This is a genomic window from Ignicoccus hospitalis KIN4/I, from assembly GCF_000017945.1.
Lineage (GTDB): Archaea > Thermoproteota > Thermoprotei_A > Sulfolobales > Ignicoccaceae > Ignicoccus > Ignicoccus hospitalis.
The window spans coordinates 257,048-272,540 of the sequence record NC_009776.1; the positions used below are offsets into that span (position 1 = coordinate 257,048).

Sequence of the window (15,493 nt, forward strand, 5' to 3'; positions counted from 1 at the left end):
CTCACCCGGAGTCGAACAGGGACCTCTGCTTGTAGACCTCGTTAAAGGCCTTCTTTAAGTCGCTTACGAACTGCTCCTTGAGCTTCGGGTTCCGGAGGACGGCGGCGGGGTGGTAGGTGACCAAGACCTTCACCCGCGCCCCTCCCGCGGAGGCGACCAAGACCTTCCCCCTGACGCCCTTCAACGGGCCCTTGAGGCCCAGCAAGGCCTCGGCGGCTGTCCTCCCCAGCGCCACGACCAACTTAGGCCTTATGCAGTTCAGCTCCTCAATTAAGTAGGGCTTACACGCCTCCACCTCCTCCTCAGTGGGGGTCCGGTTCCCGGGGGGCCTACACTTCACTACGTTCGTTATGTAGTATTTCTTAAACCCTATTTGAGATATCGTGGAGCGGAGGAGCCTCCCGGCCCTCCCTACGAAGGGGCGCCCCTCCTCGTCCTCCTCCTTTCCCGGGGCCTCCCCCACGAAGACTACCTCCGCCCCCTCGTCCCCCTCCCCCGGGACCGGGTTCTTCCTAACCTTACAGAGGTCGCACTTGCAACACCCCTTGACCTTCTCCGCCACCTCGCGCAAGCACACGGGGCGCACCGGAGCCCAGCGCTCTTCAGCAACTTTTGTGAGGGGCTCCCGGGAGGGCCCTTGAAGGAATTTTACGCCTTGTTGCTCGTAGCCTTCTTGGGCAACGCGGCCTCGAGGACCGCCAGGATGGGGAGCGCCTTCGCCACCTTGGAGGAGGGCTGGGGCTTCTTGGCGGCTTTGGCAGCGGCCTTCTCCTTGGGCCGCCTGGCCTCCTCGTTCTTAGGGGGAGAGCTGAGCAAGAAGTACGGATCCAAGGTGACCTCCTTAGGCTTGGCCTCCTTGGGCGCGACGGGCCTCGGGTACGCGCTCTTGCCGCCCAGCTACTACCCCTTGCTCCGGGCCTTCCACGGCTTCAGCGCGGGCTTCACTTGGCCTTCCTTGCAAGCGATCACCATGAGCAAGGTCCCCCGGGAGTACAGGGGGAGGGCTTCTTCCCTCTACTTCGTCTCCGGCAACCTCGCTTGGTTCTTCGCCTTCGCGTTGGGAGGGCTCTTGGCCGAAAGTGCCTTGGTCCCGAGCGCGTTGGCGCTCTTCGCCCTCTCCCTAGCGGTCCTCGCCTTCAAAGGGAAGGCGGTGGAGGAGAGGCGCAAGGGCAAGGGGAAGGCCTTCGTTCCCCCGCTCTCGGCGCTGGTGATGACGTCTATAGCGCTGGGCATTATGACTGTGTTAGTGAACACGGAGGTCGCGGTGGCGGTGTTTGGGAGGGAGTTCGGGAAGGCCTTCGGAGGGCTCCTGCTGGCCGCGGCAGCCCTCGTGGGATCGATAATAAGTTACTTCCTCAACAAAAAGTTAATTGACATCTCCGAGAGTCACTTGTCTATGCTGCTCCCCGCCGTCGGGGCCTCCTTGTCGGGCTTCTTGATCTCCGCCCCTCCCCCGCTGTCGGCCCTCGGCCTCTTCTCGACCAAGGCCTTAACCATGTGGTGGAGGAGCTCCGCCTTGGGGCTCGCCCGGGCGGGCGACGTGGGGAGGAGGGTCGGCGCCTTCAACGCTGCTGGAGACTTCGGGAGGCTCTTAGGCTCCCTCGCGAGCTCCCTCGGCCCTTGGACGGTCGCGCTCTTGCCGGCCCTCTCGCTGGCCTTAGGTACGCTCGCTTGGGCTCACAGCCGTTCAACGCTCTCCACGAGCTCGGCCGAGTGAAGGGCCACGTCTACCCCCAACTCCTTCCCTTTCTTCTTTAGGAGCTCCCTGAGCTCTCCCACGCTCACCTTGGCCCCGGCCAAGTCGACGACCATTATCATCGCGAACATCCCGCGGAGGACCGTTTGGGATATGTCAACTATGTTGACCCCTTGTTCGGCCAGCACGGAGGAGATCCCGGCTACTATGCCTACCCGGTCCTTCCCGACTACGGTTATTACCGCGTACTGGGGCAACCGCTTCCCCGGGGGCCCTCAAAAAGGAGGGTTTTCACGGTTCACTCCCACGGGAACTTCCCGTGCTTCTTGAAGTACTCGTATATCCCCCCTTCCTTCATTACCTCCATTATCATAGGGGGGTAGGGTTTGAACGAGTACTCCTTCCCCTTGGTGAGGTTCCGTATTACGCCCTTCTCCAAGTCCACCTCGAGCTCGTCGCCCTCCTCTGTCTCATCCACTACCTCCGGGGCCTCTATGACCGGGAGGCCTATGTTTATTGCGTTCCTAAAGAATATCCTGGCGAAGCTCTTAGCTATTACTGCGCTCACCCCGGAGTACTTGATCGCTATTGGCGCTTGCTCCCTGGAGCTCCCCATCCCGAAGTTCTTGCCCGCCACCACCACGTCCCCGGGCTTGATCCTCTTCGCCAGCTCGGGGTCCAAGTCCTCGAACACGTGCTTCGCCAGCTCGTAGTAGTCTGTGGTCTTCGCCTTGTACCTGAAGGGTATTATCATGTCCGTGTCTATGTTGTCGCCGAGCTTAGCGACCACTCTACCCTTGATCATGTCGCTGCCCTCGCGTCCTTGCGTCGGAGGGCTTTTCAGCCTTTGACTAGCCACTCCAGCGCCTCCCCGGGGTCCTCGAAGGCCTTGACCTCAGCTAGCTCCCTCGAATCTACTCCACCTTCCATCAGTTCGAAGTACTTGTCGGTGTCCATACCATGGCCCTTGACTAAGGCTACCCTCTTCCTCTCCCGGTAGGCCATCAAGACCTCCATGAGCGTTCCCGCCCCTCCGCCCAAGGCGAGCAGCGCCTCCGCCGCGCTCACCAGCAGTGCGCTCCTGAAGTTCTCCGCCATGTTGGTCCTTATTACGACGACGTTCTCCCTCTCCTCCGCCGGGCACTGGTAGCCTATGGGCAAGAAGATGTAAACCTTAACTCCCCTCTTAGCGGCCTCGTCCACCACCTTGCCCATGAGTCCCCAACAACCGCCCAACATGAGCTCCGCGCCGAGCTCGGCCGCCTTGGAGGCTAGGGACTCAGCGAGGCTCCCCGGTCCCTCGCAACCACAAGCGGCGACCGCGACCTTCACGCTCCCCTACCGTAAGGTTCAGAAGGCCTCGAGCGTGATAAGCTCCTTAGCGCGGAGCCCTTCGCCGCTCGAACCCCTAATCCGTGGGCGCTTGGGTTTTGGGAGCGCAATTGGGGCTGTAGGGGTTATACAACAGAACTCGAGGTCGCTTCCCCATGAAGAATTTTGTGTCGATCATCACAATGTTGGAGGAGTATAAGCTCTTCGCTCTTGTATTTCGTTTTGGAGCATTATCTTTGTTCTTCGCGCCTCAATGAATTCTATATGAGGAAGTTCACCGGATGGAAATGGAACGTGGTCTTTCTTTCCATCCTCTCTTGAGACTCTACTGTACTACCAGTTCGATCCCAAGAGATTGGAAATAAAGACGTCTTTCTATCCTCTTTTGAGACTCTACCAATATCTCCTGCATAATTGTGCCACCGCTTAGTCACCTTTCTATCCTCTCTTGAGACTCCACGGCCTGGGATCTATTCAGGGCCCTGAAAGAGGGAAGGCCGATCTTTCTATCCTCTCTTGAGACTCCACAGAGGCAAGAAGTACGCGGAGCTAGGGGCGCTGGCGGGCGTCTTTCTATCCTCTCTTGAGACTCCGCCCCACCCCTCGCCAAGAGGAACTGCTCAGGAAGTGGTTGGGCTTTCTATCCTCTCTTGAGACTCCGCGGCAGCCGACGATAACCCCGGAGAGGTCGCCCCGATGATCCTTTCTATCCTCTTTTGAGACTCCACTGCCTGGAGAGCTTGGCAAGGGGAGTGCCGTGCTTGGCAGGCTTTCTATCCTCTTTTGAGACTCCACGAACGATAGGAAAGTGATTTATGTTTCGACTGAGCAAACAATCTTTCTATCCTCTTTTGAGACTCCACATGAATATATAGTAAAGCTCGCGAGGCTACTCGACTACCTCGTCTTTCTATCCTCTTTTGAGACTCCACCGAAGCCTTCCATATAAAGCTCCAAGGTCTTTCCCTTAAAAGAATTGCGTTCTACTGCGAGTTTACAATTCTCCACGTTTTTCCCTTTATTCGAGAAATTTTTCCTCTGCCCTTCCCTCCACGATCTTCAGCGTTCCCATGAAAAGATATAAGGGGGTTTGAGAGAGTGAATAGTAATGGTGCGCTTTCGAATATAGGATGTTCCCATGTGGGCAAATATGAAAAAGGAAATTAACAAATATAAAAGTTTGGTAATGAGTTATGCGGGCTCGCTTACGGAATTCGTCGTCACCGCTCCGGCCGGGGAGTGGCGCTCATCGCCCTGAACTTAAAACGGGGGTCAAGCTATGTAGCTGAAGCGGTGACGAAAGTGAGGCTCAGAACCGGCGTGGAGGGCTTCGACGACCTGATAGCCGGCGGGATACCCAAGGGCTTCTTGGTGGCGGTCGTCGGGGAGCCCGGCACGGGGAAGACGGTCTTCAGCATCCACTTCGCGTGGAAGGGGGTGTTAGACGGCCAGAAGGTGATATACGTAACCACCGAGGAGAGCAGGGAAAGCATAATTTCCCAAGCAGCTCAATTCGGGATGAACTTCAACAAGGCCATAGAAGAAAAGAAGATGGTCATCATAGACGCGTTGCTCAGGGACAAGGCCGACCAGTGGAACATGGTAGAGCTGACCGTCGAAGAGCTCCTAAACAAGATAATTGAAGCTAAGAAGTACTTGGGATACGGCGACGCGAGGGTAGTGATAGACTCCATGAGCGCCTTCTGGCTCGACAAGCCAGCGATGGCCAGGAAGTACAGTTACTTGGTGAAGAGAGTATTAAACAAGTGGAACATGACAATAGTGGCCACCAGCCAATACGCGATTACCACCTCCTTCGGCTTCGGTTTCGGCATAGAGCACGTGGCGGACGGAATAATAAGGTTCAAGAAGATGATAAAGGGATGGGAGCTCAAGAGGTACGTTATAGTGGAGAAGATGAGACAGACTCCCCACTCCTTGAGGGTCCACGAGATAGAGATAGTGGACGGAAAGGGGATGAGGGTCAAGGGGCCGGTGGAGTACACGAGGGACGAGGTGACCCTCCCCTCCAAGGTGGTCGAAGGGGTGAAGAGGGGGTTGGCCCGGAAGGCCTTGGAGGAGCGCTTGATGGAGCTGGACTAGCCAGTTAGGTCCAGCTTGGTGTAGCTTCCCAAGATCTTCAAGAACGAGGATATCTTGGATGCCTCCTCCAACACCTCCTTGAGGGCCTCCCGGGAGCCCTCCGTTTCGATGTAAAACACGTACCTCCACGGGTGGTCCTTGAGGGGCCTTGAGTATATCATGGTTAGGTTGATCCCCCTCTCCGCGAATGGCTTTAGGAACTCGAACAGTCCCCCGGGCCTGTGGGGGACGGAGGCGAGCAAGGCCGTCTTGTCGCCCTCCGGGTTGTCCCTCTTGTGTATCACGAAGAACCTAGTGGCGTTGTGAGGCTTGTCCTCCACGTTCGCCCTCAATACTTTCAGCTTGTACATCTCCACCGCCTTGGGAGAACAAAGCGCCGCCGCCCCGGGCTCTTGGGCCGCTATCCTAGCGGCTTCCGACGTGCTGCTGGTAGGTACTTGCTCTACCCCCAACTCCTTCAAAAGTTTGGTAGCTTGCTTAAATATCATAGGGTGTCCATAGACCCTTTTAATTTCCTTTACGTCCTTCACAGTCCCCGAGGCCAACATTATCCTTATCGGTATCTCCACGTCGTAGTAAACCTTTACGTGGGACTGCAAGAACGCGTCTATGGTCTCGTTGACGGGCCCCTCCAGCCTGTTCGCTATTGGTACTACCCCGAAGTCCGCCTCCCCCTTCTCCACTGACTCGAACACCTCCGGTATGCTGCCCTTCGACACGAGCTCCTCCTTGGGGAAGACTAAGGACGCCGCCTCGTGGGTGTAGCTCCCCGGGGGCCCCAAGTAGGCCACCTTGACCTTCATTGGGCTGAGCGAGCGGAGCCACTCTATTACCGGCTTCAGCTCCTCCGGCCACGTGCCGGAGGGCAGCCTCGTAGGCCTCTCCCTCGCGGCCCTCTCCGCTAACTTCAAGAGCTCTTCCACTACGTCCAAGGATTCACCGCGAGGCCCTTGGAGGAACGCTAATAAGATGGACGCGCGCCCCGATGTGGGTAGCGAGGGTGGCGTTAGCGATAGTCCTCATAAACACTGAAATAGGCGGCGAGCTGGACGTGTTCGAGAAGCTCAAGTCTATAAAGGCAGTGAGGGAGGCTTACATAACCTACGGGACCTTCGACATAGTGGCCAAGATAGAGTCGCCCACCTTGAGCGAGATACAGAAGGTGGTCAACGAAATAAGGAACTTGAAGGGAGTTAGGTCCACCCTGACGCTTATAGCCGTAGAGGGCAAGCACTTCCAGAGATGATAGTGGCTCTGGACAGCTTCGACGAGCCCCGCTCCGGGTGCACGACCCTCACCGCCAGCTTACTAGCCCTCCACTTGGCCTCCAAGGGCTTCCGGATGCTGGACTACCCCCGCTTGGTCCGCTTGAACCCTGCGGTCCCTTGGAAGACCCGGGGGAACGCGGCGGTAGCCCTCGAGTTCGAGGGGAGCGCAGAGGAGCTCTTCGAGGAGGCGAAGGCCTTCTTGGAGCGCGCCCCGGGGAGGGGGGCCCTCGCGGTGGGGGAGGAGTTCCCCGAGGTCTACCCCGACGCGGTGGAGAAGGTCTTGGACCCTGACGAGGTGGCCAAGAAGTTCGAGGGCTTGTGGTGGGGGAGGAAGGAGGCCTTGGTTGGCGCGCTGGCGGCGGGGGCGGCTGAGGGGCTGAACAACTTCGAGCTGCTGGCGTACAGGCTCCCCCAGAACTTGGGGAGGCCTAGGAGGTGCTCCTTCCACCCGGCCTACGAGGCCCTCCTGGAGCTGGCCTACCCCTCGATCCACGAGAGCTCGCCGGAGGTGGTATGCCCCAAGGGCCCGGACCCGGTGCTCTTGGGCATAAGGGGCTCCCACCCTCCCTTGATGTGGGCCGCCCTCCAGCTCTTCGACGGGGAGCCCTTCTGGCTCGCGACCATGTTTAGGACGAACCAACACTCCTACGAGCCCTCCCGGAGGGCCGAGGAGTACCCCTACGAGTTCGTGCAGAAGGAGTTCGAAGGGAGTTACGAGGTGAGGGGGGAGGACGTACTCTTCGGCGATTACGTTTTGTTCAACGAAACTGGAATAACCAAGATATTTAAAGAGATGATTGGGTATGAGAACAAGGTTTCCGTCAAGCTCGACGTGGTGGTCAAGCCTGGCTCTAAGGGGGTGGCGGCGCTGAGGGACTTGAGGGCGCTCTTCTGGAAAAGGAAAGCGCCCAAGTGTCCCAAGTGCGGGGGGCCGATGGTCAGTATGGGCAAGAAGACCTTAATGAGGAAGTGCAAGAAGTGCGGCTACAAAGCTGAGGTCCTCCCGAAGCTCGAAATAAAGGTCTTCGAGGGCACAGTCTTCCCCGTTCAAGGGAGGAAGCTGCACTTGGAGGGGGACTACCGCTCCCCTCCGTGGCCCCCCGAGGGGAGGATATGCGAGAAACCGGGGTGTGCGATCTGGGTCGCACACGGGTTCGATCATCACTAAGCGGCGTCAGCAACGCCGACCCAGCTCATCCCCACGCCCAGGCCCTCCGGCAGGACCAGAGCTTTCTTGATTAAGTATAGGGCCTCCGACACCGCGTCGCTGCTCTCCTCCCCCTCCACCGACGCCTCCACCTTGACAGTTTCGCAGTCCAACAAGTGGCCGTGGAACTCGTGGAACGTGTGGGGGGTCGGGAAGCACCCCGCCACCTCCCGCACGTCGATGTCTATATAAACGTTTAGGGCGTTCCTCACGTACCTACCTACAGCGATTAAGGACTCCATCAGCTCAGCCGCCGCCTCGCGGGGGAGCGCGGACGAGAGGGTTACAGTGAGCTTGATCCTTTCCACACGCACCCCCACTAGTTTCAGTGACCCCTCACCTTTTTTCTGAGAAAGACAAAGGTGCTTACCCAAAGTATACGCTTACTTTTCTAAGGTAGCCGTCGTGGAGGGCCCGGTGTGCCGCGTGGGGTGGACCTACTCGAAGGCGGGCGTTGACGTCTCCGCCCAAAAGGCAATGGAAGAGCAATTCATTAAGAAGAGCAAGAAGCTTGCGAACGGGATCGGGGGCTACGCCTCCTCCTTCAACGTCTGCGGGGAGGTAACCCTCCACGTGGACGGGGTGGGCACCAAGACCGAGCTCCTCCGAAAGTATTCCCGAAACTGGGTGGCCGGGTGGGACTGCTTGATGGTCAACGCCAACGACGTCGCTTGTGAGGGCTTTAGGGTCTTCGCCTACGTAGATTACTTGGCCGTGGAGAGGGGAGACCCAGTGTTGGCAAGGGAGGTTGCCGAGGGGATGAGCAAGGCGGCCGAGGCCTTGGGGGCCGTGCTGGCCGGCGGGGAGACCGCCATAATGCCGGACGTGGTCAAGGGGTACGACGTCTCTTGCACGGTCTTGGGCGTTAGAGAGGCGAGGCCCCAGCCCCCGAGGCCCGGCGACGCCGTCATAGCGGTCGCCTCCAACGGGCCCCACGCCAACGGCTACACCCTCATACGGAGGCTCATCCAAGCCGGCTTGCTCGACCCCGAGCCGTTGCTGGACTTCCTCCTCGCCCCCGTGGCGAACTACCACAACCCCCTCTTGAGGGCAATGAAGGAGGGTAAGGCCAAGTGGGGGGCCCACGTGACCGGAGGGGCCTTCTACAAGGTGCACTCCAGGCTCCCCAAGGGGCTAGGGGTGAGGCTCGAGGCTTGGGAGGTCCCGGAGGGGTTCGTGAAGATAGTTGAGGCGGCTGGGATGAGCGCGGAGGAGGCGTACAAGACCTTCAACATGGGCGTCGGGATGCTTGTGGTGGGCTCCGAGGAGGCAGTGGAGGCGTTCGAGAGGGAGGGGCTGAAGGCTTGGAAGGCGGGGGAAGTGGTGGAGGGGCCGACGGAGATAGAAACCCCGTGGGGCAAGGTGGTCATCCGCTGACGAACTTCTTCACCAGCTTCTCGGCGTCCCCCTTAGGGACCCCCACCACGTTGACCACTTCCCCGGTCCTAAGCTTCACGGTGACGTTCGAGTAGCCCAAGAGCTTGCCCACGGGGGAGCTCTCCACCGAGACCTCCGCTATTGTGCTCTTCGGCACGTTCCTAGTCTTGCTGTACACGGGCAACTCTACCCTTATTATTAAGCCGTCGTCGTTGAAGTAGTACTCTACGGAGTTGGTGTAAATTATGATGAACCCTACTTCTATCAGGGAGATTATTGATGATATAACCAACAAGAGGGGGTTTGTTAGGTAAACCGCCGCGGCGGTAAAGGCCAAGGGGACCAGAACTAAAACGGCCTTCTTCTTGAGAATTAATACGGATAGGACGGCGATCGCCGCCAAAGACGCCCAGAGGTAAACGTCCTCCACGAAAGGCGAGGCTACGTTGAGCGCGAGGGCCAGCGCTAGGAAGAACAGCTCCCCCGCTCTGGCCCTCAAGGTGGGTTTGAAGGAGATTCCCTCAGCGCTCAAGACCTACTTCACCTCCTCAGATACTGCCCTAGTCCTCATCGGGCTTGGCGAACTTGGGCCTCTTGGAGTACAGTATCGGGAGCGTCTGGGGGAGCTGGGGGTAGCCCCCAACTTCCTCGGAGACCACCCTTATTACTTCCTCTAAGCTCACGTCCTCCCGATCGTTGGTCTTCCTCCTCATCAGTATGACCCTCCCGAGCTTCTCTTCCCTCTTGTCTATTAAGAGTAGGAACGGCACCCACTCCTCTCCCGCGTCCTTCAGCTTTCTGGAGAGGGGCACGTTCCTGTCGTCTACATCCACCCTTATCCCCCTCTCCCTCAGCTCCTCCGCAACGGTGAGCGCGTAGGGCAGTACGTCCCTGCTCTTAGGTATGACCCTAACTTGTATGGGGGAGAGCCAGGCCGGAAGCTCCGGCGTCTCGCCGGACTTCAAGTCCTTGGCGGCCTTGTCGAATATCACGTAAGCGAAGCGCTCGAAGGAGCCTAGGGGGGCGGCAGAGACGGAGTAGACCTCCCTGCCCCACATGAGCGCCTTCCTCATCTTCCACGTCCCCAGCTCCACGGGGTACCCCATGGAGTTTATCACGTACATTTCGGCGTCGATGAAGATCTCATTGGATTTGACCACCCTTAGGTACGCGCAGCGGTTGTCCCTCTTAACCAGCTTTATGATCAAGTCCTTGGCCTCTTCGAAGAGCTCCTCAGAAACTGTGTAGGAGACTACGTACTTCATCCCGAGCTTCTCCGCCTCCGTGTGGATGAGCTCGTGCAGGGTGAGCGCAACGTCGGAGGCCTCGGAGAAGGAGGGAACGAATATTCTTACCTTAGGGACGTGGAACTCTTTCGTTCTGTAGCACGGGAAGGTGTCTTCCTCTTCCCTAAACAACAAGAGCTGCTCAAAGAGGGCGAAGGGTAAGTCGTTGGGGTCCGCGTACTTCTCCACAACTTGTTTGTGTTCTTTGAACTCGTCGCACCTCAAGAAGCCGTCTGAACAAGAGATGTCACAGCCGTACCTAACCACCTCCGGCGTCTTGACGGAGATCGTGGGCACCTCCAAAGCTTGGAGCACGGAGGTAACGTGGACTGTGAAGGCCAAGTACATGAAGTAGGCGTGGGGCAGGAGGGTCCAAAAGCCTCTTGGGGTCACCTCGGCCTCCGCGAAGCCGAACTTGCGACAGAACCTCTCCACGTTGGGGTCGTGCTCTACCTTTTGGCCCCCCTTCATGAACTTTATCAAGCTGACCAACGAGGCGTCCTCGCACTCCTCAATCCCCTTGAACTCCCCTTCTGGGTTCACCACGTACTCCGCGACCGTCTGAAGCCTCTTCCGGGGGCCGTAGGAGCGGAACTCGTGAAGGGCCGGGACGCCCAAGGTCTCTAGTACGAACCCCTTAGCGCCGGCCTCCACCTCCTTTACCGGCACTCCCTTCCTCTGCAAGAGATCTACCAACTCCCGTATCTTCTTCATAGCTTCGTGGTAGTTCTCCGGCATTGGAGATAGCTTGGAGTGGGGGTAAATTACCAAAACTTTGGCGTCAGAGTACTTCATGAAGTTTATCAAGTCCTCCGCGACTTCGTCTAATACGGTCTCGTCCCCGGGCTCCACGGCGACGAAGGCGACCAAAGCGTCGTCCAGCCTCTCGTTCCCGGCCGCGAAGCTCTTGCTGCGCACTATCAACACTTTCATTACTTAGTCTCCGTTATAGCCTAAGCGTAGGACGAATTATAGTTTTGGAGAAACCGCGCGGGGGACCTTGTAGGCTACAGCCCCTATGAGGGAACCTATCGTCATCACCAAGGAGCCTAGCCATACGAACGGCACGCCGGGTATCATCTTCGCTTGTACGTACAGCCCGTTCTCCGGTATGTGGCTGCGGTAGTTCTTGGCGAGGAGGTAGAGCTCTATGGCGGCCTGCTCCAAGAAGCCCGGCAAGTGGGTCTGGGGCACTTGCTTGATCACGTTTATGTTGTAGCCGGCGGCGAAGAGCGCCGCCAAGGCCAACCTCTCCGATACGTTGTACCTCTCGAACACCTTGTTCAAGTACATTAGCAACATGTCGTGGTAAGATATCATGTTACTGGTCTTGCTGAACACCACTGGCGGGTTGAGGGCCACGTACAAGTCGGTTAGGCCGTAGCTCGGGTGAACCACCTTGGGCACCAGCCCGTGGATGCCTTGTATCTCGCCGTATGCCTCGTACCTTATGGAGGTGTGGAAGGCGTGTCTCTGGCCTCCCTTCTCGGAGTAGAAGTCTAGGTCCAGCCTTATGGTCTCCGGCACGTACTGGGGCGCGTTCACGTAGCCCTCACAGTGGGGGTTGAGACACTTATGGCCCTTCGGGGGCGTTATGAGCTTCTCGACGTTCTTGGGGTTCGACAAGAACTCGAAGAGCTCCTTGTCCTCTAGTATGGTGGAGACCACCGGGTCGTTGAGCGCTTGCAAGTAGGTCACGAAGCCGGAGGTCACCGTAGCCCCGTTGGGGTACTCCTTCCCGCCGGCGGTAACGTTGCCGTCCACCACCTCCAGCGCTTGGGTGAAGCTCTTGAGACCGTGGACCTCTAACAAGTTGCCCATAGGGTAGACGGTGAACCCCTTGGCAGTTACGTTAAAGTCGCCTATCTTGAACTTCACCGGCCTTTCCAGCCTCGCGTACACCACTTCGTGGAAGGTCAAGTTGCCCTTGTAGTCTATGCCCAGCCCCCTAGTCAACAAGGCGAAGTAGTACCTCACGTTCCCGTTGGGGTCGAACATGAAGTAGACCACCCCTTCGTTGTTGCCGAAGAAGAGCTTGCCCCTCTCTTTAACCACCCTATACTTCCCCGTGGTTACGTCCGATATGTTGAGGTAGGTGTAGTTAGCGGAGAACGGCTCCACGGGCCCGAGGCTGTAGACCAGCATCCCTTGGTTGGCAAAAGTGGGCCTCTTTTCCTTCAGTATTGTAAGCAGTTCCTTGAGCAGTGGCTCGGAGTTGATAGTCTGGTTAGCTTGCTTCAAGAACTGCATTAACATCGAGAGGTCTTGGGATATGGTCTTCAGCGCCAGCCAAGCGTAGAAGTACGTAGAGCTCCTCTCTAAGTACTTGCTCTTTATGTCCACCATCGAGTCGCTCAGCTCGTACTTGTAGTTGCTGAAGTAGAGCTTGCTCCCGCCGGGGAGGGAGTGGGTTTCGTCGGGCCTCAAGTTGAAGTCGAAGAAGTACGAGTTGTTGTACGCGTACGTGCCGGACATGAAGACCCCTATGGCGGTCAGCGCCACGCCGGCGTGCAACAGCGCTATCCCCCAGTCCCTCACCAGCTTATACCTCTTGATTATGTAATATATCGCAGTCACGAGGCTGAAGGCCGCCAGAGGTATTCCAAACGCCATCATCACGTTGGTTAGCTTGGGGGAGAAGTAGGCCAAGTTGAGCTCGCCTAAGTAGGCGGCCACGGCCATGGAGGTCGAGAGCAACAGCGCCGCCGCCTCCGCGGACAGTATTACCCTCCACCCCGCCTCGTTGAGGAAGACCAGCGGCATGGCTACTAGCATCACTACGAGCAGCGGGTACAGCACCGGGTGGAAGTAGTTTATCCCGGAGGACTGCTGGGGTATGCTGGCCTCCCTGCCCATTATCACTAGCAACGAAGGCACGAAGAGAGTAGCGTAAACGAATAAGGCAGCTACCAACAGTGAGGAGAACGCCAGCGCGGTGCCGACGTAATAAGGCTCCTTCTGCTCTACGACCCTTTTGACTATTCCTACGAACTCCTTGTAGTTGTCACTTATCTCCTTAACCCACCAAAGGAAGGTGGCTACGGCGGTGAAGAAGAGTACCGCGGACCCCAAGTTGGCTCCGGCGAAGCTGTGCAGGGGGCTGAGGCCGGTCCTAGTGACGAACATCGCTTGGTATACCGAGGAGGTGACCAGCGGCGAGTAGGCCAGCGCCGCCCGGAACGCCAGGGGGAACAAGTGGGGGAGCACGGTGGCCGTCAGCCAGACGGAGAGCTCGCTGGTCTCCACCGGGTCCCAAGCCCAGTAGCCTCCCCACCCGAAGGTCTCGTAGCTCCAATAGGCCCCTAGAGCTATGCCTATGGTCAGCAGCGCCCAGCCGACGTTGTAGGTCACCCTAGCCCTAGAGTGGCCCAAGGCAAGTGCGACCGCGGAGATGGCCAACAGCGCGTAGCCGGCGAAGGTGGTCAGCGGGTGGGGGTAGAGCCACGGGCTCTTGAGCAAGGGGTTGAGGCCCGCGCCCGTAACGGGGTTCCCGGGGATCAAGGCGAACGCGTCGTTCATGTATGCTGCGAACAAGCCCACTAAGACCAGAGGTATCGCTATGAGTAAGAAGGCCCTCCCGGCCCTCCTGCTCCACCACAAGGCTATGGTCGCTATGAAGGTGTATAGGAACAAGCTGCCCCCGCCGCCGGACCAAGAGGTGGCGACCCTCATCCAGAGGGGCAGCCCCTCGCTGGAGTTCCAGTAGACCTCGTGTAAGCTGAAGTCCAAGGTGACGAAGGGTATTACGTAAAGCACCCACGCTACGGTCATTACTAAAGTTCCTAAATTGACGAACTTAATTGCCTTCTCCTCTTGCTTCTTGAGCGCGTAGTACCAAGCGACCGCGAGCAGCGCAGCCGAAACTAAGGGAGGGTATCCGGTCCAGTGTAACAAACCTTAGAACCCCTGCGGGACTCGAACCGACGGTAATAATTGTCGCATTTCGAGCTACTAGCCCCCGGCTAGGAGCTTCGCCAGCCGCGCGTAACGCCCCACGAACTCCACGACCTCACTTATCTTTATCTTCTCATTGGGCGTGTGGGACTCTCTGTGGTCGCCGGGCCCCCAAGTGACGACGTCGTATCCCCTATAGTACCTCATGTCGGAGGCCGCCTTGTGGACCTTCAGCGGCTCGCCCCACACCTCGTTTATCAGTTTGGCCAGCTCGCTGTTCTCGTTCAATATTCCAGGCTCTAGGAGCTTTACCTCTACCTTCGCCCTATCCCCTATTACTTCCTTTACGAACTCCACGACCTCGCGCTCGTCCTCCTCCGGGATCACCCTCACGTCCACGCTGAAAACGAAAGAACCGGGCACCACGTTCTCCTTGTTTGATGTGGAGTACGCCACTCCACCTATGTTGAATGCGTTAAACTTCGTCAGCGGATGTTCCGGCGAGTATTCGTACTTGCTGTACCTCTTGGAAAACTTGTCCGTGAGGGCCCTATTGAGCTCCAATACCAAAGCAGAAGCCTTCACAAAGGCATTTTCCCCCATCCAGGGTGTGGAAGCGTGCACTTGCTTCCCCGGCACTTCCACTCTCAGCCAAACCACCCCCTTGTGGCCTATCCACACGTTGTGGTCCGTGGGCTCGGCCACTACGACCCTCCTCGGGATCTCGTACTTCTCCTTCAGTTTGCTCACCCTGTACCCGGTCCCGCACCTCCCCCCAACTTCCTCGTCCGGCACGAAGACCGCTTGCACCTTGTTACCCTTCCAGTTCGAGAGCTCCGCGAGGGAAGCAGCAACTGCCGCCACACCCCCCTTCATGTCCGTGGCCCCCCGTCCCACCAAGTACTCGCCCACCACCTTGGGCTCGAAGGGGTTCCCCTCCCACCCGTCGCCGGGAGGGACCACGTCGTAATGGCCGTTGAACTCGAGTAAGGGCTCCCCCTCGCCCACCCAAGCGAAGAGCAAGGGCTTGGGGCCTTGGGGGCAGTGGGAGCTCCTATACTCGTCGTCCACGTACTCAACCTTAGCGCTGACTCCCCTCTCCTCCAGCCAGCCCTTGAGGAAGTGGACCAAGTCCTCGTACTGCTTGCCTTCGGGGGAGACGGTGTCGAAGGAGATGAGTTGGGAGAGGAGGTCCAAGACCTCTTGGGGGGACAAAGAGGGCACCGGGTCTCTAGTAAGGGCTCGGAGGTGATAAGCTATTTCCGCCTCCGTAAGGAGTTCGAGGGGAGAGCGTCCACATCATAACCCCTAGTTCCGAACCCTTGGGGGC

15 protein-coding genes and 1 CRISPR repeat array are annotated in these 15,493 nt (G+C 58.2%); of the genes, 5 read left to right on the top strand and 10 right to left on the bottom strand.

Annotated features, from left to right (window positions below; genetic code table 11):
* Position 1: 1 nt before the first annotated feature.
* The gene (locus tag IGNI_RS01560; protein WP_011998336.1) at positions 2-577 is read right to left on the bottom strand and encodes a uracil-DNA glycosylase; all 576 of its coding nucleotides are present in this window, start codon (positions 575-577) and stop codon (positions 2-4) included.
* Between the two features lie 60 nt (positions 578-637).
* Here IGNI_RS01560 and IGNI_RS01565 point away from each other — a divergent pair, with 60 nt between their 5' ends.
* Positions 638-1,717, top strand: a complete 1,080-nt coding sequence (locus IGNI_RS01565; protein WP_011998337.1) for an MFS transporter — start codon at positions 638-640, stop codon at positions 1,715-1,717.
* On the opposite strand, the gene IGNI_RS01570 is transcribed toward IGNI_RS01565, so the two are convergent.
* From IGNI_RS01570 to IGNI_RS01580, 3 genes are read right to left on the bottom strand one after another with little or no spacing between them, the layout of a single operon-like run.
* A complete protein-coding gene (locus IGNI_RS01570; RefSeq protein WP_011998338.1) occupies positions 1,678-1,953 on the bottom strand; it encodes an ACT domain-containing protein in 276 nt (91 codons plus the stop codon). The two genes, IGNI_RS01565 and IGNI_RS01570, sit on opposite strands and share 40 nt — an antisense overlap.
* A gap of 41 nt (positions 1,954-1,994) precedes the next feature.
* Complete coding sequence (locus IGNI_RS01575) at positions 1,995-2,501, bottom strand: 3-isopropylmalate dehydratase small subunit (RefSeq protein ID WP_148202198.1); 507 nt, start codon at positions 2,499-2,501, stop codon at positions 1,995-1,997.
* Between the two features lie 35 nt (positions 2,502-2,536).
* Complete coding sequence (locus IGNI_RS01580; protein WP_011998340.1) at positions 2,537-3,028, bottom strand: SLOG cluster 4 domain-containing protein; 492 nt, start codon at positions 3,026-3,028, stop codon at positions 2,537-2,539.
* A gap of 303 nt (positions 3,029-3,331) precedes the next feature.
* A CRISPR array of direct repeats spans positions 3,332-3,960; the repeat unit is 26 nt; unit sequence CTTTCTATCCTCTCTTGAGACTCCAC.
* A 361-nt stretch (positions 3,961-4,321) separates the two neighbouring features.
* Between IGNI_RS01580 and IGNI_RS01585 the strand changes: the two genes are divergently transcribed.
* Positions 4,322-5,131, top strand: a complete 810-nt coding sequence (locus IGNI_RS01585; protein WP_187145995.1) for a KaiC domain-containing protein — start codon at positions 4,322-4,324, stop codon at positions 5,129-5,131.
* Here the strand turns inward: IGNI_RS01585 and pheA are convergent.
* On the bottom strand, positions 5,128-6,054 hold the full coding sequence (gene pheA / locus IGNI_RS01590; RefSeq protein WP_238374106.1) for a prephenate dehydratase: 927 nt from the start codon (positions 6,052-6,054) through the stop codon (positions 5,128-5,130). The two genes, IGNI_RS01585 and pheA, sit on opposite strands and share 4 nt — an antisense overlap.
* Before the next feature lie 62 nt (positions 6,055-6,116).
* On the opposite strand from pheA, the gene IGNI_RS01595 reads away from it, so the two are divergent.
* Positions 6,117-6,377 carry an Lrp/AsnC ligand binding domain-containing protein gene (locus tag IGNI_RS01595; protein ID WP_011998343.1) on the top strand — a complete coding sequence of 87 codons (261 nt, stop codon included), beginning with the start codon at positions 6,117-6,119 and terminating at the stop codon, positions 6,375-6,377.
* Positions 6,374-7,567, top strand: coding sequence for a TiaS agmantine-binding domain-containing protein (locus tag IGNI_RS01600; RefSeq protein WP_011998344.1), 1,194 nt, complete (start codon positions 6,374-6,376; stop codon positions 7,565-7,567). The genes IGNI_RS01595 and IGNI_RS01600 overlap by 4 nt, the downstream gene beginning before the upstream one ends.
* Here IGNI_RS01600 and IGNI_RS01605 read toward each other — a convergent pair.
* The gene (locus IGNI_RS01605) at positions 7,564-7,914 is read right to left on the bottom strand and encodes a hypothetical protein (RefSeq protein ID WP_052569880.1); all 351 of its coding nucleotides are present in this window, start codon (positions 7,912-7,914) and stop codon (positions 7,564-7,566) included. The two genes, IGNI_RS01600 and IGNI_RS01605, sit on opposite strands and share 4 nt — an antisense overlap.
* 97 nt (positions 7,915-8,011) lie before the next feature.
* Here IGNI_RS01605 and IGNI_RS01610 point away from each other — a divergent pair, with 97 nt between their 5' ends.
* Positions 8,012-8,983, top strand: coding sequence for a phosphoribosylformylglycinamidine cyclo-ligase (locus IGNI_RS01610; protein WP_052569883.1), 972 nt, complete (start codon positions 8,012-8,014; stop codon positions 8,981-8,983).
* On the opposite strand, the gene IGNI_RS01615 is transcribed toward IGNI_RS01610, so the two are convergent.
* From IGNI_RS01615 to IGNI_RS01630, 4 genes are read right to left on the bottom strand one after another with little or no spacing between them, the layout of a single operon-like run.
* Complete coding sequence (locus IGNI_RS01615) at positions 8,973-9,515, bottom strand: PH domain-containing protein (protein WP_011998347.1); 543 nt, start codon at positions 9,513-9,515, stop codon at positions 8,973-8,975. The genes IGNI_RS01610 and IGNI_RS01615 overlap by 11 nt on opposite strands.
* Before the next feature lie 28 nt (positions 9,516-9,543).
* On the bottom strand, positions 9,544-11,202 hold the full coding sequence (locus tag IGNI_RS01620; protein ID WP_011998348.1) for a His/Gly/Thr/Pro-type tRNA ligase C-terminal domain-containing protein: 1,659 nt from the start codon (positions 11,200-11,202) through the stop codon (positions 9,544-9,546).
* A gap of 36 nt (positions 11,203-11,238) precedes the next feature.
* Positions 11,239-14,163, bottom strand: coding sequence for a cytochrome c biogenesis protein CcsA (ccsA, locus tag IGNI_RS01625; protein ID WP_011998349.1), 2,925 nt, complete (start codon positions 14,161-14,163; stop codon positions 11,239-11,241).
* A gap of 57 nt (positions 14,164-14,220) precedes the next feature.
* Positions 14,221-15,378 (bottom strand): M20 family metallopeptidase, encoded by a 1,158-nt coding sequence (locus tag IGNI_RS01630; RefSeq protein WP_011998350.1) that lies wholly within the window; start codon positions 15,376-15,378, stop codon positions 14,221-14,223.
* Positions 15,379-15,493: the final 115 nt, after the last annotated feature.